Origin of the sequence: Butyrivibrio sp. XPD2006, assembly GCF_000420865.1 — a bacterium.
Lineage (GTDB): Bacteria > Bacillota > Clostridia > Lachnospirales > Lachnospiraceae > Butyrivibrio.
The window spans coordinates 11076-36984 of sequence record NZ_ATVT01000002.1 but is presented as its reverse complement, the minus strand read 5'-3'; the positions used below and the strand labels follow the sequence as shown (position 1 = coordinate 36984).

The 25909-nt window shown below is 44.1% G+C and carries 20 protein-coding genes and 1 tRNA gene; 20 read left to right on the top strand and 1 reads right to left on the bottom strand.

Going from position 1 to position 25909, the window contains the following annotated elements; genetic code table 11:
• Entirely contained in the window at positions 1–1116 is a 1116-nt protein-coding gene (locus G590_RS20320; RefSeq protein WP_022764033.1) for a tyrosine-type recombinase/integrase, read from the top strand.
• 43 nt (positions 1117–1159) lie between these two features.
• Here G590_RS20320 and G590_RS0102165 read toward each other — a convergent pair whose 3' ends face one another.
• Positions 1160–2392 (bottom strand): hypothetical protein, encoded by a 1233-nt coding sequence (locus G590_RS0102165; RefSeq protein ID WP_022764032.1) that lies wholly within the window; start codon positions 2390–2392, stop codon positions 1160–1162.
• Between the two features lie 367 nt (positions 2393–2759).
• On the opposite strand from G590_RS0102165, the gene G590_RS0102160 reads away from it, so the two are divergent.
• The 19 genes from G590_RS0102160 (at position 2760) to G590_RS0102070 (ending at position 25908) form a co-directional block, all read left to right on the top strand.
• The gene (locus tag G590_RS0102160) at positions 2760–3632 is read left to right on the top strand and encodes an AraC family transcriptional regulator (protein WP_022764031.1); all 873 of its coding nucleotides are present in this window, start codon (positions 2760–2762) and stop codon (positions 3630–3632) included.
• Between the two features lie 186 nt (positions 3633–3818).
• On the top strand, positions 3819–5459 hold the full coding sequence (locus G590_RS0102155; protein ID WP_022764030.1) for a GGDEF domain-containing protein: 1641 nt from the start codon (positions 3819–3821) through the stop codon (positions 5457–5459).
• A gap of 30 nt (positions 5460–5489) precedes the next feature.
• A complete protein-coding gene (locus tag G590_RS20315; RefSeq protein WP_022764029.1) occupies positions 5490–7028 on the top strand; it encodes a GGDEF domain-containing protein in 1539 nt (512 codons plus the stop codon).
• Positions 7029–7074: 46 nt separating this feature from the next.
• A tRNA-Leu gene (locus tag G590_RS0102145) sits at positions 7075–7157 on the top strand.
• A 155-nt stretch (positions 7158–7312) separates the two neighbouring features.
• On the top strand, positions 7313–10567 hold the full coding sequence (gene carB, locus G590_RS0102140; RefSeq protein ID WP_022764028.1) for a carbamoyl-phosphate synthase large subunit: 3255 nt from the start codon (positions 7313–7315) through the stop codon (positions 10565–10567).
• Positions 10568–10622: 55 nt separating this feature from the next.
• Positions 10623–11057 (top strand): hypothetical protein, encoded by a 435-nt coding sequence (locus G590_RS0102135; RefSeq protein WP_022764027.1) that lies wholly within the window; start codon positions 10623–10625, stop codon positions 11055–11057.
• Between the two features lie 19 nt (positions 11058–11076).
• Positions 11077–11415: a DUF6465 family protein gene (locus tag G590_RS20310; protein WP_022764026.1), complete on the top strand. Its 339-nt coding sequence runs from the start codon at positions 11077–11079 to the stop codon at positions 11413–11415.
• A gap of 8 nt (positions 11416–11423) precedes the next feature.
• A complete protein-coding gene (locus tag G590_RS0102125; protein WP_022764025.1) occupies positions 11424–11735 on the top strand; it encodes a hypothetical protein in 312 nt (103 codons plus the stop codon).
• Positions 11736–11865: 130 nt separating this feature from the next.
• Positions 11866–12876, top strand: coding sequence for a deoxyguanosinetriphosphate triphosphohydrolase (locus G590_RS0102120; protein ID WP_022764024.1), 1011 nt, complete (start codon positions 11866–11868; stop codon positions 12874–12876).
• Positions 12877–12927: 51 nt separating this feature from the next.
• Entirely contained in the window at positions 12928–14706 is a 1779-nt protein-coding gene (gene dnaG / locus G590_RS0102115) for a DNA primase (protein WP_022764023.1), read from the top strand.
• A gap of 434 nt (positions 14707–15140) precedes the next feature.
• Positions 15141–16313: an RNA polymerase sigma factor RpoD gene (rpoD, locus tag G590_RS0102110; protein ID WP_026493859.1), complete on the top strand. Its 1173-nt coding sequence runs from the start codon at positions 15141–15143 to the stop codon at positions 16311–16313.
• A gap of 1 nt (position 16314) precedes the next feature.
• Positions 16315–17103, top strand: a complete 789-nt coding sequence (locus G590_RS20305; RefSeq protein ID WP_022764021.1) for a tRNA (adenine(22)-N(1))-methyltransferase — start codon at positions 16315–16317, stop codon at positions 17101–17103.
• Between the two features lie 24 nt (positions 17104–17127).
• Positions 17128–18780 carry a nucleoside kinase gene (locus tag G590_RS0102100; protein WP_022764020.1) on the top strand — a complete coding sequence of 551 codons (1653 nt, stop codon included), beginning with the start codon at positions 17128–17130 and terminating at the stop codon, positions 18778–18780.
• A gap of 169 nt (positions 18781–18949) precedes the next feature.
• Positions 18950–19096 carry a hypothetical protein gene (locus G590_RS21250; protein WP_022764019.1) on the top strand — a complete coding sequence of 49 codons (147 nt, stop codon included), beginning with the start codon at positions 18950–18952 and terminating at the stop codon, positions 19094–19096.
• A gap of 135 nt (positions 19097–19231) precedes the next feature.
• Complete coding sequence (locus tag G590_RS0102090; RefSeq protein WP_022764018.1) at positions 19232–20668, top strand: ABC transporter substrate-binding protein; 1437 nt, start codon at positions 19232–19234, stop codon at positions 20666–20668.
• A gap of 17 nt (positions 20669–20685) precedes the next feature.
• The gene (locus G590_RS0102085; RefSeq protein ID WP_022764017.1) at positions 20686–21606 is read left to right on the top strand and encodes a carbohydrate ABC transporter permease; all 921 of its coding nucleotides are present in this window, start codon (positions 20686–20688) and stop codon (positions 21604–21606) included.
• 3 nt (positions 21607–21609) lie between these two features.
• The gene (locus G590_RS0102080; RefSeq protein ID WP_022764016.1) at positions 21610–22437 is read left to right on the top strand and encodes a carbohydrate ABC transporter permease; all 828 of its coding nucleotides are present in this window, start codon (positions 21610–21612) and stop codon (positions 22435–22437) included.
• A gap of 83 nt (positions 22438–22520) precedes the next feature.
• Positions 22521–24125, top strand: coding sequence for an extracellular solute-binding protein (locus G590_RS0102075; RefSeq protein WP_026493858.1), 1605 nt, complete (start codon positions 22521–22523; stop codon positions 24123–24125).
• Positions 24088–25908, top strand: a complete 1821-nt coding sequence (locus tag G590_RS0102070) for a sensor histidine kinase (protein WP_022764014.1) — start codon at positions 24088–24090, stop codon at positions 25906–25908. Before G590_RS0102075 ends, G590_RS0102070 begins: the two co-directional genes overlap by 38 nt.
• Position 25909 lies beyond the last annotated feature (1 nt).

The window sequence follows — 25909 nt, the reverse complement described above, 5'->3', positions numbered from 1 at the left end:
ATGGCAAAGAAGAACAAGAAAAAGAATTTATGTGCTGATGGACGACTTCAAAAATCATTCATGTTTAACGGAAAGAGAATCTTTGTACGTGCTAGGGATAGAGAGGAACTTGAGAAGAAGGTATACGAAAAGAAGTTAGAACTGGCAGAGAACAAGGAAAATCACGATAATCCAACTATTGAAAAATTCTTTGAAAGATGGATGGAGAACAGGAGAGGAAGTGTTACACAAGCTACACTACGTTCTCAGCAATGCCACTACAATACAATTTCTATGATTCAGGTAAACGGAAAGGCTTTTAAGGATTATAGGCTTTCAGAAGTAAAGGCAGAGGATATTAGAACAATACAAAGAGCTTTAGCGGAAAGAAAAATCAGATCACAGACGATTAACGATAAGATTAGTTTTCTATCGCATATCTTCCATGATGCGTTAAGAGAACAATATATCAGCTATAATCCTTGTAGTCCTGTTAGACCATTGAAGAAAACAGAGGTAGCAGCTAGGGAAACGATTCACAGAGCTTTAACACCTGATGAAACAAGGTTGTTCTTTGAAAACGCTCAGAACAGTTTTTACTACAACGTGTTCAGGATGGCTATTCAAACAGGAATGAGAATCGGTGAAATTGGAGCTTTAAAGAATAGTGATATCTACGATGGTGCTATTCACATTCAAAGAACTATCACAAGAAAAGAAGATGGCTCTTACTGTATCGGTACAGAAACTAAAACTTGGCATGGAAAGAGGACTATTCCGTTAAATAGTGCTATCTCTGAAATAATCGAGAATCAACGCAAGGTAAACCATATTTTAGATGGAAATATAAGCGGTTTTGACGATTTGATTTTTAAAGCACCTGAAAGAGGTTTACTTATGGCAACTCCGGCAGATAGGGAGATTGGAAGAATCTGTAAGCGCACAGGAATTGAGAAGTTTACCGCTCACGCTTTCCGTGATACTTTCGCCACACGTTGTATTGAACAGGGCGTTGAACCTAGAACACTTCAAGAGCTTTTAGGGCATTCTGATTTTGGGCTGACGATGAATCTGTACGGACACGTTATCGATGATACCAAAGAAAAGGCAATGAATAAGTTGAATATTGCATTGTAAGAAAAGGGACAATAGCAAATAAGCTATTGTCCTTTTTTAGAAATTATCTGAAGCAATCTGCAACAACTTGATTATATATTTCATCAAGTCCCAATATTATTGGACCTCCTTCTGATTCAGGTACATTGTCTATATTAAACCAATCAGGGGCATCCGTCACAAGATTACCATTAGCATCTTTCCAATACTTTTGAGCAAATGAATCAAGTTGCATAAATCCAAATTGCTCATTGGTTTCAGAGCTTTCTACCGCAATGATGTATGTATCAATGCGAGGCTCACTTGAAAACAAGGTATATAGATATAACGCTGAAGCAGTTAACTGATTCCTGCTTCCTGTTTTCACATTACAAGTGAATTGATATGAATCGGTAGCTTTGGTGTAATTTACTTCAAATGTTACAGTACCAATTCCATCATAATCAAAATCATTTTGATAGATTTGTTCAGATTGAGTTTCTTCTAAATCTAGTTTGTAATCAATCTTACACTTCTCACAATATACCAAGTGATCGATTCCCTTTTCATTAACTATAAAGTAAAGTTTAATAGAATCTCCATCTTTTAAATCTTTAAAATCTGAGTATGGAATTATTAGGTAATCGTCATCGTTTGAACTATGAACAAATGTCCTTTCGAATGAATTATTGTCTTTTTGATACAAATAACAACTTGCTTTTGTATCTGTAAATTCAGAGCTGTCAATTATTCCGATACTATAATATGCGCCGGGAGTTTTGTCGGTATCGATAACTTGAGTCATGATTACTTCATCAGCATTATCAGCAAACCAATTTTGAACATATTTTATTGATGGCTTCAAATCAGCTTTCGAGCAAATGGCTTCACTTGTCTTATAATCTTGTATTAGATAGTCGCTTGAATATTTTTCAATCTCTATTGTTGGTATATCGTCATACTTTTTCATATATGTGCCAAAACATCTTACTTTTGTTCCAATATATTTAGTAAGTGCTTCATCACTAGTAATACCAGCTTGACCTATCTTCCACATCCATTTTTTATTATTACCTTCATCAATGATGGCTACTAAATAATCTATATTATCGAATGTATAGAAATCAAACTTAGACAATGTACCTTCAATGTATATTCTTTTTCCTGTATCTGAATAATCAGCAGATGACGAAGCGGTATAACCATCGTAAGATGCATAAGAATAGGCATCGATTCGCTCTTTTTCTTTGACATTTGAACCACAACCAACTAATAATAAGCCGACCAAAGTTAATAGTGAAAACCTAATAAATTTCATAACGACCTCGCATAGAATAAATACTATTTGGTTACATATTAAAGTATATCAGTTGACGGTGAAATGTGATTCGGTTTATCGTATTTTAAGAGATATATAATAAATGCTTATGATGTATGGGGCAAAATGATGACGAATATGATGACAGGAGCATTGAAACTCAGTGAACATGCAAGGTGTAGGATAAAGTCCCATCTTCCGCACGAAAGAAGAGGATCAACTCAAAAGAGTTGGTCCTTTTTCTTTTACATTGAAGATTTTGTGACTCCCCAGTGACTCAATTTGAAATCTTTGTAGCAAAGGGTAAAAATAGTCGAGAATTGTTTCAGGCAACACGGCTATTATTTACTTATAAGGAGTTAAGCCGATGGATCATCAAATACAAGTTGTACGCATGATGCAGGATTACATCAAAGACCATATCAATGAAGACATTTCAATTGATACTATCGCAAAAGAGATTTCGTATTCAGCATCATATGCCAGAAAAATTTTCATAAAGCACCTTGGTATGACACCGGCAGTTTATATAAGGCGCCTTAAACTGTCAAAGTCAGCGCTCAAGCTGCGTGATGAGAATTGTCAGATTCTGGATGTGGCGATGGAAATGGGCTTTGGAAGTGTGGATGGATATCAGAGGGCTTTCAGACGTGAATTTGGCTGTAATCCCAAAGAGTATTCGACCAGCCCTGTACCGATCTGGCTTTTCACTCCTTATCTTGTGGAAGTCAAAGAAAGGAAGAGAGATACTATGAGCGAAACCAGAAATGTCTTTATCCAGGTGATTGAAAAGCCTGCAAGAAAAGTGATCATCAAGCGTGGAATAAAGGCCGATGAATATTGGTCTTATTGCGAAGAAGTAGGATGCGATGTTTGGGGATTGTTAACAAGCATCAAGTCTATCAGTGGAGAACCGGTATGTTTGTGGCTTCCAAAGCACTTAAGAAAGCCGGTAACGAATGAATACGTTCAGGGAGTAGAAGTGGAGCCTGATTACTCCGGCATAGTTCCTGAAGGGTTTGAGACTATTGATCTACCTGATTCAACGTATCTTCTTTTCAGAGGCGAACCGTTTGATCCGGATAATTATGTGGAGGCTATCGGAGAAATATGGGACGCTGAGAAGAAATATAATCCTGAGTTTATCGGATATGAATGGGATGATATGAACCCAAGAATTCAGCTTGAGCCTATCGGAGAGCGCGGGTACATAGAGCTTGTACCGGTCAAGAAACTTTAAATATGAGTCAAAGTGAAACGTCCCCGGTGACTCAAAAGGATCAACTCGAAAGAGTTGGTCCTTTTTTCTTCTAAATGTTATATTTTTCTAAAATGAACGCAAAACCGTCTATGTGTTGTACAATTAATCTAGCATATTATACATATTTGGCTATTCTAAGCGGGCGACAGCTCAGGAGATGGATCAATGCGTTCGTTAAGAACAAGAATAACTGTTACAATGCTCTGCGTAATTTTTGTGGCTCTTTTGTTTACTACGCTGCTCAGTGCGATCTTTATAAGAAGGACTGAGAGTCGTAAGACTGATCAGCTTCTTCTTATGTTGTGCAAGAATGGCGAGCAGAGCCTTGATTATTATTTTGACAGTGTTCAGAATTCGGTAGAAAGAGTTGCTGCCTTTGTTGAGGAGGACCTGGAAGGTACAAGTGATGAGCAGTTGAGAAACCATATGGAGCGTGCCAGAAATTATTTTGGCATGATGGCATCCGAGACCAAAGGCGTTCTTACATATTATTATCGTATAGATCCGACCATCTCCACAAAAGAGAAAGGTTTCTGGTACATAAACCTTACAGGAGACGGTTTTGAAGAGCACGAAGTTACCGATATCACACAATACGACGTAAACGATACATCAAAGCTGGTGTGGTTTACTGTTCCCAAGCATGAAGGGAAATCCATCTGGCTTCCTCCATATATCACTGACAATCTGGATGTGCGCGTTATATCCTATGATGCTCCTGTGTATTATAAGGGAGAGTTTATCGGTGTTGTAGGCATTGAGGTTGACTACACTACAATGGCTGAGGAAGTTGACAGCATACAGTTTTACGATAACGGATATGCTTTCCTTAGCGGCGCTGATGGAAAGCTCTTTTACCATCCGCATATAGACGTGACGGATACCTCTTCGGGCAATGAATATGAGATACCTTTCAGCATGGAAGGAGAGAACTCTTTTGTCAGGTATGATTATAACGGTGAGAAAAAAGAGGCAGTCTGGCTTCCACTGAGTAACGGTATGCGTCTTATTGTTTCCGTTCCTGAATCGGAGACGAAGGGGGAATGGGTCGGACTTGTGCAGAACATTTCTTTAGGTGCTGTGCTTGTGCTGGTGATGGCGAGCCTGTTTCTTATGCTATATACCAAGCGCATAACAAGACCACTTGAGCAGCTGACTGAGGCAACCGAGAGAATAGAGAAGGGAAACTATGACGCAGATCTTCCTTATGACGGGGACGATGAGCTTGGCAGACTTACAAGGTCTTTTAAAAAGCTTTCGGATAACATGGAGGCTCACATCAGCGACCTGAATGAGCAGGTGTTTGTTGATGCACTGACTCATGTAAGAAACAAGGGAGCCTTCGAGAAGATGGCAAAAGAGCTGCAGGAACAGATAGATTACGGATCCGAAAAACCTGAGTTTGCCATTGGAGCCTTTGATTGTGACAGCCTGAAAATAATCAATGACAAGTACGGACATGACAAAGGGGATGTATATCTTAATACAGCATGCAATACCATCAGTAATGTGTTCAAACACAGCCCTGTGTTCAGAATCGGCGGAGATGAATTCGCTGTAATTTTGAGGAAGGATGATTATCTTAACATGGAAATTCTTAGTAAGCAGTTCGATATAGCTGCTGAGACAACCAATGCATCCGCCGCCACAGAGCCGTGGGAATATGTATGCGTATCAAAGGGCTTTGCAGTTTTTGATCCGGACAAAGACAATACAGTCAACGAAGTGCTGCAACGAGCAGATAAGCTCATGTATGAAAACAAGAGAGAGAGAAAAGAATCGGGATATAACCCTTTTGGACCTTGACACCCATTGACTTCCCAAAAAGGTGGCGAAATGTTAAATGCGATAAAGAGATATTTTTTTCCGGTTGTTGATAACGAGGTAAGAGACCTGATGGATGAAAGCTGCGTTAGAACTCTTAAACGCATCTCTCTTATTGTGGCCATTTTTGAGTCTATAACATTGCTCATCTTTATTCTGTCCAGAAAAAGCTTTGGGGAGAATGAATGGACCAGTGTAGCCAGCGTATCATTTTGCGTTGGCACATGTCTGTGTGCGTATTTGCTTTCAAAACATATGCTGAAAAAGCCACCACTGAATCATCTTCAGGTTGTGCTTTTCAATATGTTTTACTTTATGCTTATGTCCTTATGGTCAATATGGTCTTCAAACCGGAAATATGCAGAGGGAGAGCAGATACTGACTTTCTATGCGGTTGAGATCATGCTTGTGTGCTTTATCATTGTAAAGCCATGGATCAGCACGATTCTGACCATTACTTCATATGGAATACTGTATGTGCTTCTTTATAACATTGATAAAGGAGCCGGGATAAATATTATTAACTTCCATATACTTGTACTGGTCTCGGTTATCGGTATGGGCATGCGCTATCATTATCTGAGGAGAACTTCTGAGGCTACCATAAGACTTGCAAAATCCAAGGATTCTGAGATTCAGGATAAGATCAATATCCTTCAGTCTATCGCTGATATTTACGACAAGGTTAACCTGATCGATTTTACAGACCGTACAGAGATGTCCGTCAGGGACAAGGAACATATTAAGCACAGAATAGAAGAGAACCAGACTCATACCATGATGAGCACGAAGATCAGGGAGAGAGTGATGCCGGACCAGCTTCCGAGTTTTATTGAATTCACTGATATCAGTACCGTCAGGGAGAGGCTTATCGGCAAAAGACTTCTCAGTGATGATTTCATTGATGTGGTAGCCGGCTGGTTCAGAGCTCAGTACATTCCTGTGGAAGTAGATGAAAACGGCGTTCCCACTCAGGTTGTCTTTACCACGCGAAATGTTGATGAAGAGAAAAAGCGTGAAGAGCGCCTTGTCAGAATAGCTATGACAGATGAACTTACAAGGCTCTTTAACCGCCGCAGTTATGAGGAAGATCTTGCTGAATATTATGGAAAAGAGCTTGAGAAGGATTTTGTTATTCTGTCTGCCGATGTAAACGGTCTTAAGAGAGTTAACGATACCAAGGGACATATTGGCGGCGATGAACTGATAAAGGGCGCGGCAGAATGTCTTTTGCTGGGCATTGCAAGCAAGGGCAAGGTATACCGAATTGGTGGTGATGAATTTGCAGCGATCCTGCACACGACCGATCCCGGGGCTGTTAAAGCGGATATTGAGAGCTATGTAAGTAAATGGCGCGGAGAGTATTCAGATTCGCTGTCGATATCCATTGGCTTCGCGTCACATGCTGAATTTCAAGATCTGGATATCACAGGACTTGAGAAGAAGGCTGATGATCTGATGTATAAATCAAAGGCCGAGTATTATGCAAAAAGCGGTATCGATCGCCGATCCGGTAACGACAGGACAGTCAAAGAGAACACTCCCCATTGACTCTTGACATGGAGCGCCAAAATAGGTATCATTATTTTTGTCGCTTGCGGAAGTGGCGGAATGGCAGACGCGCATGGTTCAGGTCCATGTGTTGGCAACAACATGAGGGTTCAAGTCCCTTCTTCCGCATTTGAAATGAAAACCCCAAGGCATTAAGCCTTGGGGCTTTTTTGTTTCACAGGGGGGAGCGTCCCCGTTAAAAAATTCCTTAAATTTACATCTTGTGCTAATCCCCTTTGGAATATAGAATGTATAAGAATGAAATCGAATAGGGGAGGAAGATCATGGCACAGAGAACTGATATACACAAGGTACTGATAATCGGCTCGGGACCGATTGTCATTGGACAGGCGTGTGAGTTTGACTATTCCGGAACGCAGGCATGCAAGGCACTTAGGAGCCTGGGGTATGAAATAGTCCTCGTTAATTCAAATCCCGCAACTATCATGACGGATCCGGAGATGGCTGATAAGACTTATATTGAGCCTCTTAATGTGGACCGTGTTGCAGCAGTTATTGAAAAAGAAAGGCCGGATGCTCTTCTACCTAATCTTGGTGGTCAGTCAGGCCTTAATCTATGTTCTGAGTTATATAAGGCCGGTATTCTCGACAAATTCAACGTAAAAGTTATAGGTGTTCAGGTTGACGCTATTGAGCGTGGCGAAGACAGAACAGAATTTAAAAAGACAATGGACATGCTTGGTATTGAGATGGCAAGATCCAAGGCATGCTATAGCATAGAAGAAGCTCTCGCAGAAGCCGATGAGCTTGGATATCCGGTTGTACTTCGTCCTGCGTATACCATGGGCGGAGCAGGCGGCGGACTTGTCTATAATAAAGAAGAGCTTCAGACAGTCTGCTCACGTGGCCTTCAGGCATCCATCATCCATCAGGTACTTGTTGAGGAGTCAATCCTCGGATGGGAAGAACTTGAGCTTGAGGTTGTCCGTGACAAGGACAACAACATGATCACAGTATGCTTTATTGAAAACGTTGACCCTGTCGGTGTTCACACAGGTGATTCCTTCTGTACAGCTCCGATGCTTACAATTTCTGAGGATCTTCAGAAAGAGCTTCAGAGACAGGCATATAAGATTGTAGAGCACATCGGAGTTATCGGTGGTACCAATGTTCAGTTTGCCCATGATCCCAAGACAGGACGTATCGTTGTTATTGAGATCAACCCCAGAACTTCCCGTTCTTCAGCTCTTGCCAGCAAAGCTACAGGCTTCCCGATTGCTCTTGTATCAGCCAAGCTTGCGACAGGTCTTACTCTTTCGGAACTTCCGGATTCCAAGTTCGGAACCCTTGATAAATACGTGCCGAACGGCGATTATGTGGTTGTTAAGTTCGCCCGCTGGGCATTTGAGAAATTCCACGGCGTAGAGGATAAACTGGGAACCCAGATGAGAGCCGTTGGAGAAGTTATGAGCATCGGTAAGAACTTCAAGGAAGCCTTCCAGAAGGCCATCAGATCCCTTGAGAAGGACCGCTTCGGTCTTGGCTGCATACTGAAGTTTGAGGAGATGCCTGTAAAAGAGCTTTTAAGACGCCTTAAGGATGCTTCCTCAGAGAGATACTTCCTTATGTATGAAGCTATGAAGAAGGGCGTTACAGTAGAGGAACTCTGCGACATTACAAAAGTTAAAGAGTACTTCGTAAGCCAGATGAAAGAGCTTGTGGATGAGGAGACAGCTCTTTTGACCAAATATAACGGTAAGGTTCCGGAAAGTGCAGACCTTATTAAAGCCAAGGAAGACGGCTTCTCAGATAAGTACCTGGCTAAGGTTCTCTCTGTATCCGAGGATGACATCAGAGCAGGAAGAGAAGGCGCAGGCCTCACAGAGAACTGGGACGGCGTTCACGTATACGGCACCGACGGAAGTGCTTATTACTACTCAACCTATCAGAAAGAAAGCGCACTTGAGAATCCTATGAAGCTCTCAGACGGCGCTGATAATAAGAAGATCATGATCCTGGGCGGAGGCCCTAACAGGATCGGTCAGGGTATCGAGTTCGATTACTGCTGCGTACATGCATCTCTTGCGCTCAAGAAGCTCGGCTTTGAGACGATAATCGTAAACTGCAACCCTGAGACAGTATCAACTGACTACGATACATCAGATAAGCTCTACTTTGAGCCACTTACTCTTGAGGATGTACTTCAGATCTACCGCAAGGAAAAGCCTCTTGGCGTAATCGCTCAGTTTGGCGGACAGACACCTCTTAACCTTGCAGCCAAGCTCAAGGAAGAGGGCGTAAATATCCTCGGAACAACACCTGAAGTAATCGATCTTGCTGAGGACAGAGACCAGTTCCGTATGATGATGGACAAGCTCGGAATCCCTATGGCAGAGTCCGGAATGGCTTCAAACGTAGATGAGGCCAAAGAGATTGCAGCAAGGATTGGATATCCCGTTATGGTTCGTCCTTCCTTCGTCCTTGGCGGACGCGGAATGGAGATCGTAAGGGATGAGGATTCTATGGAAGGCTACATGAAGGCCGCTGTAGGTGTTACACCTGACAGACCTATCCTCATAGACAGATTCCTTCACAATGCACTTGAGTGCGAGGCAGATGCTATAAGCGATGGCAAGGCAGCCTTTGTTCCTGCGGTTATGGAGCACATTGAGCTTGCGGGAATTCACTCAGGTGATTCAGCCTGCATCATACCTTCCAAGCACATTTCGGAAAAGAACCTTAAGACCATTGAAGAATACACCAGAAAGATCGCTGTTGAGATGAACGTTGTAGGTCTTATGAACATGCAGTACGCCATCGAGGATGACACTGTATACGTTCTTGAGGCCAACCCGAGAGCATCACGTACAGTTCCGCTGGTATCCAAGGTTTGCGGAATCAAGATGGTTCCTGTTGCTACAGATATCATCACATCACAGCTCACAGGCAGACCTTCACCTGTACAGGGACTTATCGACAGCAAGAAGAAGGATGAGCCTCCTTACTACGGAGTAAAAGAGGCTGTTTTCCCGTTCAATATGTTCCCTGAGGTTGATCCTGTTCTCGGACCTGAGATGAGGTCAACAGGTGAGGTACTTGGTCTTGCCAAGACACCCGGAGAAGCTTTCTTTAAGGCATATGAGGCAGCAGGCGGAGCACTTCCTCTTAGCGGCGCAGTACTTATCTCACTGAACAGAGAGGATAAACCTGAGGCAGCAAGCATCGCAAAGAGCTTTGCAGAGGAAGGCTTTAAGATCTACGCAACAGGCAAGACTTACGAGACAATCATAGAAGCCGGAATTGAGGCTACAAGGATAAACAAGAACTATGAAGGCGGAAGACCAAACGTAGAGGACATCATCAAAAACGGCGATGTTCAGCTCGTCATCAACTCTCCTATCGGCAAGTACACTCAGCATGACGACGGATACCTTAGAAGAGCTGCCATCAAGGCAAGGATTCCTTATATCACCACGGTTGCCGCTGCCAAAGCCGCAGCTGAGGGCGTTCGTCAGGTAAAAGAGAACGGTGCCGGCAATATCAGTTCACTGCAGGAATATCACAAATCCCTTGACTGATAAGGGGCTAAAAAGGTGTATACTTAGTTTAGATTTCTTTTAACAAGGAGGGGTTATGGAAGAAACTAATGTAAACGCTAATGTAGCGACACCAAACGCAGAGATTACCGTAAACGGGAATGCTGAGATGCTGAAAGTTGACAAGAAGCACCTCTTCTGGCAGAGAATATCAGCCATGGCCGTGGTTGCGATGTTCCTGGTTGTGCTGGTGACTGCGCTCACGGTAGTTCCGCAGGTCTTAAATACGCTCAATAGTATCAACAAGGTTGCTGTTGACGCAGAGGCTGCTATCGGAGATGTTGAAGTCATGGTTTCCGAGATCACTTCTGCAAGCAAGAATCTGAACAAGCTTGTGGATGACAATGATGAGAAGCTTACCGAGGCTGTCACTAATCTTTCAAGTGTTGATTTTGACGGTCTCAACGCTGCGATCAAGGATCTTCAGGATACAGTGGGACCGATGGCTAATTTCTTTAGCAGATTCAGATAAAAGACCGGGAGGCACCAATATGGCCAATAGGAAAGCGGAAGATAAGATAAAAGAGCTGGCGAGAGAAGTTTCACAGAAGGCAGAGCCCATAATTGATCAGGCCAGAAAACAATCCAAAAAGGCAACAGATGCTGCTGCAAATGTGGCTGCACGTTTTACCTGCAAGGAAGAGATTTTTGTTCAGTACGGCAACTACGAAGTAAGGACCAGAGATATTGTGGACAGAGCCAAAGCTGATTACATCTCAAAAGGCCACAGCCAGAAGGATATAAAGGAGATTCAGGTCTATATCAAGCCTGCTGATAATGCTGCATACTACGTTGTCAACAACATCGATACAGGCAAGCTTGAGGTCTGATACATAAAATGGAAATAGAATTATCATCATTTTTTAATCTGAGCCATTATGAATACGGAGAGGCATATTTTGGAAGCCACAAGGGCATGAGATACCGTCTGGCCAGGGAACCTCTTGAAAATGTCAAGTTTACCCCGGTTGACCAGAGAGGTCCTGCAACCCTTATGGCTACCGTATGGCCTGAGCCGAACGCCTATGGCAAGACTGACCCGTCTCTTATGACCAGTGAGAACTTTGAGGTTTCACAGGAGGGACTGGAGGAGGCTGTGAAATGGATAAATGACCAGTATACCGGCCGCCTTGGCGAGTGGAACAGATAATAAGCACTAAATTTTAAAAAATTTAATTTTAGAAAAAAGGATTTTGAGATCCCACGTCGAATATTACTGATGTGGGGTCTTTTTTTCGTGACGGACCTCATAAATCAAAAATCCGGAAAGAAGAACAGCATTGAAAATTCGCGAAAAACTTGAAGACAGAGAGACCAGGATCTTAAGTAAGCATGCTACTCTCAGCATGAATTCCAAGGGACGTGAAAAAGAAGAAAAGGATTGCGACATAAGGCCTTGCTTCCAGAGAGACCGTGACAGGATACTTTATTCCAAGTCGTTCAGAAGGCTCAAGGACAAGACCCAGGTATTTTTGTCGCCTGACGGAGATCACTACAGGACGAGAATGACTCATACTCTTGAGGTATCTCAGAATGCGAGGACCATTGCCAAGGCTCTTATGCTCAATGAGGATCTGGCAGAGGCCATAGCTCTGGGACATGATCTCGGACATACCCCCTTTGGACATGCCGGCGAGAGGGCGCTTAATGCTGTGTGCTCTGAAGGCTTTAAACACAATGAGCAGAGCCTTCGCATAGTTGAGAAGCTTGAAAACTATGGCAAGGGACTTAATCTTACATGGGAAGTCAGAGACGGCATCATAAACCATGAGATGGAACTTACTCCCGGTACATTAGAGGGCAAGGTAGTACGTCTTTCGGATAAGATTGCATACATGCATCACGATATGGACGATGCTATACGAGGAGGTATCATCACTGAGAGTGATGTGCCTGAGGAACTGGCCAGAGTAATAGGCCATACCAACGGTGAGTGGCTGGATACCTTTATACACGACATAATAGCCACCAGTATGGACAAAGATGACATCAGAATGTCTGATGAGGTATATGATGCTTTTCACAAGCTCCGCAGATTCATGTTTGACAGGGTTTATACCAATCCTGTAGCCAAGGGCCAGGAAGGTAAGGTTGAGGATATGATCAAATTCCTCTACGAGTATTACATTGGTCATCAGGATCTTTTGCCGGAATACCTCAGGAATATCAGGGACAAGGGAGAAGCTACGGGAGAGAGGATTGTCTGCGATTATGTGAGTTCTATGACTGACAGATATGCGGTTTCAATCTTTGAGGAGGTATTCGTTCCTAAGTCCTGGGCAGTATTGTAACTTCGTTACAACAGGCATTCTTTAGTTACAGCATAAAGTGGGGAAAACAAATTGCGATATTCAGACGAGATCATTGAGGAAGTCAGATCGCGCAATGACATAGTGGATGTGGTTGGACAGTACGTCCATCTTCAAAAGAAGGGCGCCAATTATTTTGGTCTCTGCCCCTTCCACAATGAGAAATCCGGTTCTTTTTCCGTATCACAGAGCAAGCAGATATTTCACTGCTTTGGCTGCGGAGCCGGTGGCAACGTGATCAGCTTTTTGATGAAATATGACAATTTAACATTTACGGAAGCCCTGACGCAGCTTGCTGAAAGAGCAGGAGTCAAGCTCCCGGAGGAGGACAATTCTCCTCAGGCAAGGGCTATGAGAGATAAGAGGCAGATGCTCCTTGATATCAACAGAGAAGCTGCCAAGTATTATTACAGGAATCTGAGGTCTAAGAGCGGTGAGAAGGGCATGGAGTACTTCAGAGGAAGAGAGCTTTCAGATGACACCATGAAGCACTTTGGCCTGGGTTACGCCAATGTAACCTCTGACGATCTGGTTAAGTACCTTCGCCAGATGGGATTTGAGGATTCTTTGATAATTGAGGCGGGACTTGCTTCCTTTGATGAGCAGCGCGGAACACATGATAAATTCTGGAACAGAGTGATGTTTCCGATATCCGATGCTCAGGGCAAGGTAATAGGCTTTGGCGGAAGAGTTATGGGAGATGGCAAACCCAAGTACTTAAACTCTCCGGAGACAGCCATATTTGATAAGAGCCGTAACCTCTTTGGCCTTAATTATGCCAAGAGTTCAAGAGCAGGTTACATGATAATCTGCGAAGGATATATGGATGTCATAGCCATGCATCAGGCTGGCTTTGATATGGCAGTTGCATCCCTGGGAACCGCATTTACCATGGGACAGGCCATGATACTGAAGAGGTACACCGACACGGTGGTGCTCTCATACGATAGTGATGAGGCCGGAACCAAGGCGGCTCTCCGAGGAATCGGTATTCTCAAGGAAGTCGGACTAAAGGGCAAGGTTCTTGACCTTCGTCCCTACAAGGATCCGGATGAGTTCATCAAGAATCTTGGAAAAGAGGCTTTCGAAGAGAGGATCAGGAAGGCAGAGAATCCCTTCTTCTTTGAGGCAAGAGTGGAAGAGGCGCGACATGACATGTCAGACCCGGTTTCCAAGACCGAGTTCCACAGGAAGCTTGCCGGGATGCTCTGTGAGTTTGAAGAAGCTGTTGAGAGAGAGAATTATATCGAGGCAACAGCTGCCAGATACGGCATAGCAGTGGATGATCTCAGGAGGCTTGTGACAGCAACTGCTGCCAAGGGAGTGACGGTAAGAGCAGAGGGTAAACCTAAATCCGGAACCGCTGTCAAGAAGACTCCCGAAGACGGAGCAAGGAAGAACCAGAGACTCCTTCTTACCTGGCTTACAGATGAACCGGGGATTCTCCCCAAGATAACCAAATGGGTAACGCCTGAGGATTTCTCAGATGATCTATACAGAAGCGTTGCAAAAGAGCTTTTCGCCGGTATGGAGAGCGGAAACTTTTCACCGGCAGCAGTCATTGACAGGTTTACAGACGAAGAACAACACCGGCAGGTAGCCGAAATGTTCAACACCAATCTTGTGGATATTGAGACACCTGATCAGAGACGCAAAGCTTTTCACGACATTATCTACGCCGTCAAACAGGCGGGATACGAGAGACAAAAAAAGCTTTTGTCACCGGATGATCCGCAATATCTTATGAAGACCATCCAGGGCAAAAAAGATCTGGAGAAGCTGGCACACGCCGACATTTCCCCGGATGACTGAAATGAAAAAATCTATAGAAAAGGATGAATAAAATGGCAACTAAGAAAGAGACCGCTAAGGAAACAGAGAAGAAGACTAAGGCAGCAGCAACCAAGATTGCCAAGAAGGAAGCTCCTGCCAAAAAGGAAGCACCTGCCAAGAAGGAGGCTGCTAAGAAAGAGACACCTGCCAAGAAGGAGACAGCTGCAAAGGAAGCACCTGCCAAGAAAGTGGCAGCTGCAAAAGAAGCTCCTGCCAAGAAGGAAACAAAGGCCAAAAAGGAAGCTTCTCCCAAGGAAGCACCTGCTAAGAAGACTTCTAAAAAGGCAGCAGCAGAGGAAGCCGTCAAGGAGACCAAGGTGAGCAAGAAGGCAGCTAAGGCTGCTGAGCCTGAAGTCAATGCATCTGCTGACGGCGAACTTGATGAAGCTACCAAGGAGCTCTTTTCCCAGAAGATAAAAGAAATCCTTGCTCTTGCCAAGAAAAAGAAAAATGTTCTTGAGTATGCAGAGATCAGTGACTTCTTCGCAGACATGGGACTTAACGAGGAGCAGCTTGATAACGTGCTTGAGGTTCTGGAGAATTCCGGAATCGACGTTCTTCGTGTGTCTGATGATGTAGATGACCTTCCCGATGACGATGACATGATCATCTCAGAAGAGGATGAGGTTGATATGGAGAATATCGATCTCTCTGTTCCTGACGGAATCAGCATCGAGGATCCTGTAAGAATGTACCTCAAGGAGATTGGTAAGGTTCCGCTTCTTACAGCAGAGCAGGAGATTGATCTTGCCAAAGCTATGGAGGCAGGTCTTGAAGCTGAGAAGACTCTTGCAGAGGATGAGGGCAAGAACAAGCTTTCAGATGCCAAGAAAAAAGAGCTTAACCAGATTATTTACGAGGGAGATGAGGCCAAGAAGCGTCTTGCAGAGGCCAACCTCAGACTTGTTGTAAGTATTGCCAAGAGATATGTCGGAAGAGGAATGCTCTTCCTTGATCTTATCCAGGAAGGTAACCTTGGTCTTATCAAGGCTGTTGAGAAGTTCGACTTCAGAAAGGGATTCAAGTTCTCAACATATGCTACATGGTGGATCAGACAGGCCATCACAAGAGCTATTGCCGATCAGGCCAGAACTATCCGTATTCCTGTTCACATGGTTGAGACCATTAATAAGCTCATCCGTGTAAGCAGACAGCTCCTTCAGGAGCTCGGCCGTGAGCCGCTTCCCGAGGAGGTTGCAAAAGAGATGAACCTTCCTGTAGAGCGTGTTCGTGAGATCCTTAAGATCTCTCAGGAGCCTGTATCCTTAGAGACACCTATCGGTGAAGAGGAAGATTCACATCTCGGTGATTTCATTCAGGACGACAATGTTCCTGTACCTGCAGATGCAGCAGCATTTACACTTCTCAAGGAGCAGCTTGTTGAGGTCCTGGATACTCTTACAGAGCGTGAGCAGAAGGTATTAAGACTCAGATTCGGTCTTGATGACGGAAGAGCAAGAACTCTTGAAGAGGTAGGAAAAGAGTTCAACGTAACCCGTGAGCGTATCCGTCAGATTGAGGCCAAGGCTCTGAGAAAGCTCCGTCATCCGAGCAGAAGCCGCAAGCTCAAGGATTATCTTGACTGATATGAATGATGAGAGAACTTTTGATGATGTAGCATCAAGGATGTCCCTGCGTCTTCGGACAGTGGCAGACATGTTAAAGGGAGATACTTCCCATAAATGCACTGCCGATGTGGGATGCGACCACGGCTACGTATCAATCTATCTTGTTCAAAATGGGATATCTGATTCCGCCATTGCTATGGATGTCCGCAAGGGACCCCTTGCCATGGCGGAGAATAATATAAAAGATTATGCTCTGACCGGGGAGATCAAGGTAAGGCTCTCGGACGGACTGACAGAGCTTTCTGAAGGCGAAGCGGACTCACTTGTGATCGCAGGCATGGGCGGCAAGCTCATGATAAGCATCCTTGATAAGAAGGATATTGCTGCTCTTGGAATCAGGACAGCAGTACTTCAACCCCAGTCCGATATATGTCTGTTCAGAGAGTACTTAAGGGACAAGGGCTTTGTCATAATTGATGAACGCATCATCCTGGACGAGGGCAAATACTACTTCCCAATGAAAGTGGTCCCTAGGGACGGAGTCAGCGGTTCATTTTCTGATCTTGAGGAAGCGATAGCTCTTTTGACCGGAGTGTGCGACCGCGAAATGGCGCTTAAAGCCTGCAATCTCTACGGAGAGCACAATATTTTAAGAAGAGATCCTCTGCTAAGAGACTTCCTTCTTCACGGACAGGAAGTTGATCTCGCCATCCTTCAGGGACTGAGTGAAAAAGAACACCCGGAGAGATATCTGGAGGTTAAAAACAGCCTGGATATAATAAGTGCTGTTCTTACACTTTTTGACTAAAATTCAAAACTGAGAGGTGAGAATATGCCTATTATTACTGTTAACGGAATTCAAAAAGAATACGATAAAGGAACTACCTTTGAGGAGATCGCCAAGGATTTTCAGAAGGATTATGATCACAGGATAGCCTGTGTCATATTTAACGGCAAGATCCGTGAGCTTATGAAGACTCTGAAAAAAGACGGCGATCTGACTTTTGTGACGTTTGCGGACACAATCGGCTTTAAGACCATGAGACGAACTGCGGTAATGATGCTCTTAAAGGCAATAAATGATGTGGCCGGCACCAAGAAGAAATCTCCAACCAAGGTTGAGTTTGCGCTTGGCAACGGTATCTACTGCACCTTGAGAGGTATTCCTGTTACAGATGAATTTGTAAAAAAAGTTTCTGACAGAATGAAAGAGATAGCTGCAGAAGCATTGCCTGTAGTTAAGAAGGTATATCCCCTTGATGATGCCATAGAGCTGTTTAAAAAGCAGGGCATGGATGACAAGGTTTCCCTACTTAAATACAGAAGAAGTTCTGAGATCAATATCTACAGACTCGGTGACTTCTATGATTATTATTACGGATACATGCTGCCCAACACTTCATATGTTGAGCTGTTCCAGCTTGATAAATATCACGACGGAATGATGCTGACTCTTCCTACCAAGGCTGCGCCTGAGAAACTCGTACTTTCAGAGCCCAGAGAGAAGCTCTTTAATACCATGTCTCTCTCAACTGACTGGGGAGCTATGATGGGAATTGAGAATGTCGGTGACCTGAACAACATGATCTGCGAGGGCAGGATAAACGAGATGATCCTGGTTAACGAAGCCCTTCAGGAGAGCAGGATCGCAGATATCGCCAGGAAGATATTCCAGAGAGTCGATGTCAAGTTCGTAATGATAGCAGGGCCCAGTTCTTCAGGTAAGACAAGCTTTGCCAACAGGCTTTCAATTCAGCTTCGGACCTACGGACTTACTCCGCACCCCATCAGCCTTGATAACTACTTCGTAAACAGGGAGGATACACCTCTTAACGAAGACGGAAGCTATAATTTTGAGTGCCTTGAAGCTCTTGATGTGGAGCGCTTCAATCAGGACATGACAAGACTGCTTAAGGGCGAGAGAGTCGAGATGCCTGAGTTTAATTTTGTAACGGGCAAGCGCGAGATGAACGGTGATTTCCTCCAGCTTGGCAAGAACGATGTCCTTGTAATTGAGGGAATACACGGACTTAATGAGAAGATGAGCTATGCACTTCCCGCAGAGTCCAAGTTTAAAATCTACATCAGCGCATTAACAACACTCAACATTGACAACCATAACCGTATTGCAACTACGGACGGAAGACTCCTTCGAAGAATGGTCAGGGATGCAAGAACCCGTGGCGCATCTGCCAAGAAGACCATCAGTATGTGGGCTTCGGTAAGGGCAGGTGAGGAAGCCAATATCTTCCCGTTCCAGGAGGAGGCGGATGAGATGTTCAACTCAGCTCAGATATATGAGCTGGCCATCATCAAGCAATACGCAGAACCGCTTCTTTTCAACATCGGCAAGGATGAGCCTGAGTATTACGAGGCCAAAAGACTTCTTAAGTTCCTGGACTACTTTGTGAGCGTAGACAGTTCATTCCTTCCGAGGAACTCCATCTGCAGAGAATTTGTGGGCGGAAGCTGCTTCAAGGTTTGACCTTTATTGACAACAAACGACCGGATGAAACTTTTGATCACTGTTTCAGAGCCGGTCGTTTTTTTATTTCAAAAGACACACTCTTTTCACATTTATACATAGGGCGTTCCTTTACTGGTTTCTGCTTTTTGGTAGAATTAGTAATTGTGCATGAAAGGAGAGTGGTAATATGGACAGAGCGGAGACGATAAATTCACTGGCAGTGGCAATGGGGATAAAGCCGGCAGTGATAGACAAAAAGGAAATCAATAAAAAATATAATACCAACACAGGTACTATATACTGTAACAATAAGACTAAAGGGCCTAAGAAATAATACGCAGGTCAAACTATATAAAAACGTTTTAAAAAAAATCACACTTAAATAAAAAAAGTGTGATTTTTTGTTGCCCTTTTCCTCTCTATAATCAAAACCATCATAAATCTAATTTCACTATTGGGAGGAAAGAGTATGAAATTCAGGAAGATAATGGCTACTTTGCTTGCAGGAGTTATGACACTCTCACTTGCAGCTTGCGGACAGTCAGGTACTGGCTCAGAATCAGCTTCAACTGATTCAGCTACTACTGAAGAGGCTCCTGCAGCAGAAGCAGCAGACAACACAAACACAGAGACAGCCGGAACAGACGGCGAGAAACTCGTTATCTGGACACTTGCAAAAGACCTTCAGACCTTCGCAGAGAAGTATGTTGAAGATCACAACGTTCAGATCGAGACCGTAGTTATCGAGCCTGCTGACTACGTAACAAAGGTTCAGACAGCTCTTAACGGCGGACAGACAACTCCTGACATCATCGTGGGTGAGCCACAGATGCTGGAGGATTTCTATGATGCAGGTTACTTCGAGGGCCTCAACCAGGCTCCATACAACGCTCAGGACTACAAGGGACAGATCGTTGATTACGTATGGGAAGTTGGTCAGGACGCTGATGGAATCCAGAGAGCAATCTCTTATCAGATCACACCTGCAGGCATCTACTACAGAAGAGACATTGCCAAGGAAGTATTCGGATCAGATGATCCCGATGAGATCGGCAAACTTTTCAAAGATTATCCAACAATTCTTGATACAGCAGAAAAACTTAAGAGTGCAGGATACCGTATCTTTGCATCTGACGCTGAGATTGGCTACTTCTCAGGAGATTCAGCATGGGTAGTAAACGATACACTTAACGTAGATCAGGCAAGACTTGACTACATGGATCTTGTTACAGATCTTTATCAGAAAGACCTTACAGCTTATGCAAACCAGTGGTCAACACCTTGGTACCAGGCTATGGCAGGCGAGGTTCCGATCCTTACAGCAGCAGTTCAGAGCTACGCTGATGATTCTATCAACGTATGGGATGCTGAGGGCTTTGCTGAGGCAACCAAGGATCTTGATAAGACACAGGTATTCGCATTCGGTCTTCCAAGCTGGGGTGTTCTTACACTCAGAGATAACGTAGGCGAGACATCAGGAAGCTGGGGCGTTTGCTCAGGCCCTTCATATGGATTCGGTGGCGGAACATTCATCGGTATCTCAGCTATGTCAGAGCACAAAGATCTTGCATGGGATTTCCTTAAGTGGGTAACACTTGATGAAAACACAGCAGAGTGGTGGATTGAGAAGTCAGAAGGTGACACAGTTTCACTTGTATCTGTTCTTGAGAAGCACAAAGATGATGCTAACGAAGTATACGGCGGTGAGCACCTCTACTCATTCTGGCAGGAGCAGGCAGCAGGCATCGACTACTCAAAGGTTACACGTTTTGACAAGATCATCAACGATGCATGGGGTGCAGCTTGCACAGCAGTTAAGACAGGTGAGATGGACAAAGAAGCAGCTATCAATGAGTTCTACGATGTTGTTGAGTCAACATATCCTGAAATCACAATAAACAGATAATGAAGAGATAACTTGTTATGACAAAACCGGTTTCAATGAAAAAAAAGAATAGGGAAAACGCTGCTTATCTATTTGTACTGCCGTTTGTAATTGTATTTTTAATATTCAGTGTTTATCCCGTTTTCAGGACATTGTACCTGAGCTTTACAGAATACAAAGGATATGGCGAGCCCGTTTTTAACGGGCTTGCCAATTACACCAGAGTGCTTAAGGATAAGTTCTTCTGGAGGTCCCTTAGAAACACTGTCAAGATGTGGTCACTCAACATCGTCCTTCAGCTTGGCATGGCGTTTTTACTGACTATCATATTCAGTGATATCAAGTACAAGCTTCGCGGCCTTGCAATATTCAGGGCAGTATACTATCTGCCAAACCTTATCGCTGCAACATCTGTAGCATTCCTGTTCAAGACACTTCTTGACTGGAAGTACGGAACCTTTAACCAGATTCTTCTGGCTACAGGTATTGTGGATCAGCAGATAAACTGGCTTGGACAGAGGACGACAGCCTGGGCAGTTATCGGTGTGATACAGGCCTGGATGTGGTTTGGTAATTCCTTCATCATCCTGATGGCCGGAGTGCAGGGCATACCTACTGATTATTTTGAGGCAGCAGCAATTGACGGCGCCGGAAGATGGAAGGTATTCGGTAGTATAACACTGCCGCTCCTTCGTCCAATCCTTCTGTATGTTGCAGTCACATCACTGATCGGTGGACTTCAGCTCTTTGACCTGCCGTTCCTTATGAACGGAACAGGCGGACCTTCAACAGCGGGAGAGCCCGGTGGAACACTGCAGACAGTTGTTATGTATCTGTACAAGTTTGGTTTTGAAACTCATCAGGTGGGCTTTGCTTCGGCAATAGCATACACATTGTTCTTTATCATTTTATTTGTTTCAATAATGGAATTTAAATTTATCGGTGGAAAGGAGGACTAAGACATGGCAACCAAAATAAAGAGAGCGATTCTCTACATAGCGCTCATAATACTTGGTCTGATGTGCCTTCTCCCCTTCTGGCTGATGATGGTAAATTCAACAAGGTCAGGCGTTGAAATAACGCATTCCTTTTCATTTCTGCCGGGGCACAGCCTAAGAGACAACTGGACGGTTCTCTTTGACTATGTAAACCTCTTTTTGGGACTTTTCAACAGCTTCAAGGTTGCTGTTCCGGCAACTCTCCTAACAGCCTATTTCTCAGCTATCACAGCTTTTGGAATGGCTATGTACAATTGGAAAGGGAATAACGTTCTTTTTAGAGTAATAGTAATATTTATGATGATTCCGGCGCAGCTCTCACTGATTGGTTTTTATAACCTGTGTCAGAAGCTGCACCTGATCGATTCGTACATTCCGCTTATCATACCGGCAATTGCATCACCGGGAATCGTATTTTTCTTAAGGCAGTATACCAAGGCAACGCTTTCAAAATCCCTTATGGAAGCAGCCAGGATCGACGGAGCAAGTGAGATCCATATATTCCACAGGATAGTACTTCCCATCATGGCACCCGGTATAGCAACCATGTCAATCGGAACATTTATAGGAAACTGGAATTCCTACCTCTTACCTTTGATTCTTTTAAACACACCGAAGAAAATGACCCTCCCGGTTATGATCTCGACACTTAATGCAGCAACAGATCTTCAAAAGAATCAGGGTGCTATATACCTGGGAGTTGCAATTTCAGTTGTACCCATAATCATTGCTTTCTGCTTCTTCTCGAAATACATTATCAGCAGTATTTCCGCAGGAAGTGTAAAAGAATAACTTTACCCCCGGACTGACGCATTGTAATAATGCGTCAGTCTTTATCATGCTGTATAATATGGACTATGAAACTTACGAAACTATTGAAAACAAACCTAATATCGGTGCTTCTTGCAAGTATGGCGCTTTCAGGCTGCGCACAGTCCGGTGGTGTAAACTCCGGTGATCAGGCGCCGGTTCTTACCGCTGACAATACTGCCCCGGCAAAAGAGCCTGTGACCTTTGACTGGTATATAAACTATTCATGGTTTACCACCAAGTGGGGTCAGAATGCAGTATCCAAGGCCATTACAGAGAAGACAGGTGTAAATATAAATTTCATCACTCCCCAGGGTAATGAAGAGGAGAAGTTAAATGCCCTCATTGCTTCGGGATCACTTCCTGACCTTATCACTCTCGGATGGTGGGAGCCTCAGGTCAACGAGGTAATCCAGAAGGACATGGTCTATGCCCTCAACGAACTGGCTGATAAATATGATCCGTACTTCTGGACAGTGACAGATGATCAGGCGGTGAGCTGGTATACCCAGGATGATGGAAATATCTACGGATATCCATGTTCGTCAGTAACTCCCGATGATGTTAACTCTGACAACAACATCGGTTCCAATCAGACTTTCCTTGTGAGAAAAGACATTTATGAAGCCATAGGAAGTCCTGACATGACTACCATTGAAGGCTTTGAAAACGCAGTTAAAAAGGCGGCTGAGGAGTTTCCTGTAATTGACGGCAAGCCACTTATTCCTATCGGTGCTCATTATTTTGATGATATAGGAAATGTGTCTTTTGACCAGTATCTGCAGAACTTCCTTGCTGTTCCATATGAGAAGGACGGGATGATCTACGACAGGGATACCGATCCCGAATACATAGAGTGGCTTAAGATGTTCAACCGTCTTTCAAGAGAAGGGTATCTCTCCACAGATGTCTTTATAGATCAGAGAACCCAGATGGAGGAAAAGATAGCTCAGGGCAGATATTTCTGCATGCTGTATCAGTACACCGATATGTCAGCCCAGCAAAAGACTCTTTATTCAAAGGATCCGAACAGTATTTATATAGCAGTTGACGGTCCTAAGAATGAAAACGGCGATGACCATGTACTGCCGACCAATACCGTAAACGGCTGGACCATAACCATGGTATCCAAGAACTGTGAGAATCCCGACAGGGCAATACAGTTCATTGATTACCTCATATCCGAGGAGGGCCAGAAGATGGTATATCTCGGAATAGAGGGTGTGACCTACGATGTCGTTGACGGCAAAGAGGTGGTAAGGCCTGATGTCTTGGAACTGCTTAACACAGACAGAGGCGCTTATGACGAACTCTACGGTGCCGATGATGCCTACTGGATGTTCCAGGACAACGTCATGCAGCAGAAGTGGCGCCAGAAGAACGAAGGACCCACGGCACAGCTTGAGGAGTGGACCTACAAATACTCGGCATACACAGGCCAGTACGATGTCAGCTTCCCGGCCGGAAGCGACGAAGAATATACGGATGAAGCAATAGACAGGTTATGGGGCAGCACGTTAAAAGAACTGCTTCTTGCCGAAAGTGATGATGAATTTAACGCTGCTTTGGCGAAGTTCAAACTAAAAAGAGACGCCCTGGGCTACAGGGAACTAATGGAGAAAAAGTACAGGTATGTCATTGAAGCCAAGGAAAAGCTGGGGCTTTATTAATAGCCAAAAACTTAATATAAGACTTACCGGAATTGTGCTTTTGTTTGTAATTATTCCGGTAGCTATCCTGGGCGGAATTGTCTTTTACAATATGGAGCAGTCGACCATAAGGGAGAATGTAAGCTTCACACAGGCAACCATGGAGAGACGTCGTGATTCCATCAAAAACAACGTTGACTCCATCAATATGTCTACCCAGTTCTTTTTGTCCAATGAGAAGATGAATTCGGTACTGATCGATGCAAGAGTGGGCAATAAGCACAGTACCAGAGAGTGGCTGGAGATCTATAAGAGTGACGTTGCTGCTCTTGAGAGACTTATCAACACAAACCCTGTACTGGGCGGCGTGAGATACTATGCAGTCACGGATAATGTGCAGGAGATGATGCCTGTTCTTTATAACCATGACAGGCTTTTAAGGCAGGAATGGGCTGTGATGGATGAGAGTGGTGGATGGATATTTAATTACACCGACAAACTCTTTGAAAACTCCGACACCACACCGATGCTGGCGCTGATAACACCTATTGTGAACAGACAGTATGGGCAAATCGGAACCATAGAAGCAGCCATGGCTATGAAGACCATGTTTCCTTCCATGTATGAGAATGTTCCGGGCGAGACCAGCTGCTTTGTGACGGATACAGGCAATATCATATTCGGAAGTAATGAAGATACTTCCGTGTCACAGATAGCTACATCGATTTCGCAGCAGATGATGGACACAGTCAGGGAAGGCGAAACTCCCGGTATAACGACCTTTTATGACAAGGGCATAAAGAGCGTTATCTCCGGAATGTACATATCCGAGCTTGGAGGAACACTGGTGTCGGTCAATGACATATCAGGAAGTCTCTCACAGGTATATCAGCTCAGGAACAACTATATCATCGGAATGATACTGATCCTTCTGATGATGGCATTTATAATAAACCTTCTGGTCAATCATGTACTCAAGAAATTCTATGAAGTACTTGCAACCATCAGAGCTGTCAGAAAAGGTAATCTGGATATAAGGACGGCAGAGGACGGCAGGAATGATGAGATGGGAGAGCTGGCGCATCAGGTCAACCGAATGCTGGACAATATCCAGAATCTTATGAATGAGAACATTCAGAGAGAGGTCCTGGTAAAAGACTCACAGCTTCGCGCTCTGCAGAACCAGATCAATGCACACTTTATCTACAATGTACTTGAATCCATCAAGATGATGGCAGAGATGCAGGAGGAATATGATATTTCCGATGCCATTACAAGCCTTGGCAAGCTCCTACGCTACAGTATGAGATGGACTTCCAAGACAGTTCTGGTTTCAGAGGAACTGGAATACATCAAGGACTATATGGCTCTTATTAACCTGAGGTTTGATTACGAGATTTATCTCTCGCTCAATGTGCCTGAAGAGATTATGAAGCAGAGCATCCCCAAGATGAGTCTGCAGCCTATTATTGAAAATGCAATTATTCATGGCGTTGAGGAACTTGCCGACGATACAACAATCTATGTCAAGGGAATTCCCGAGGGCGACCGATGCATCATTGAGATCACCGATAACGGCAGGGGCATGAACGACGAGGAACTTGAGGCGCTCAGGAAAAAGATATCCGGCGAAATTGAGACTAAGGGCGGATCAAGTAACGGTATCGGCCTTAAGAACGTTCAGGACAGGATCCATATGGAATTCGGTGAGCAGTACGGAATTGAAGTGGCAGCCATGGAAGGGTGCTACACCAAGGTATGTGTAAGCATACCCATGAAGAGAGTAAGTTTAAAGACAGAGTAAG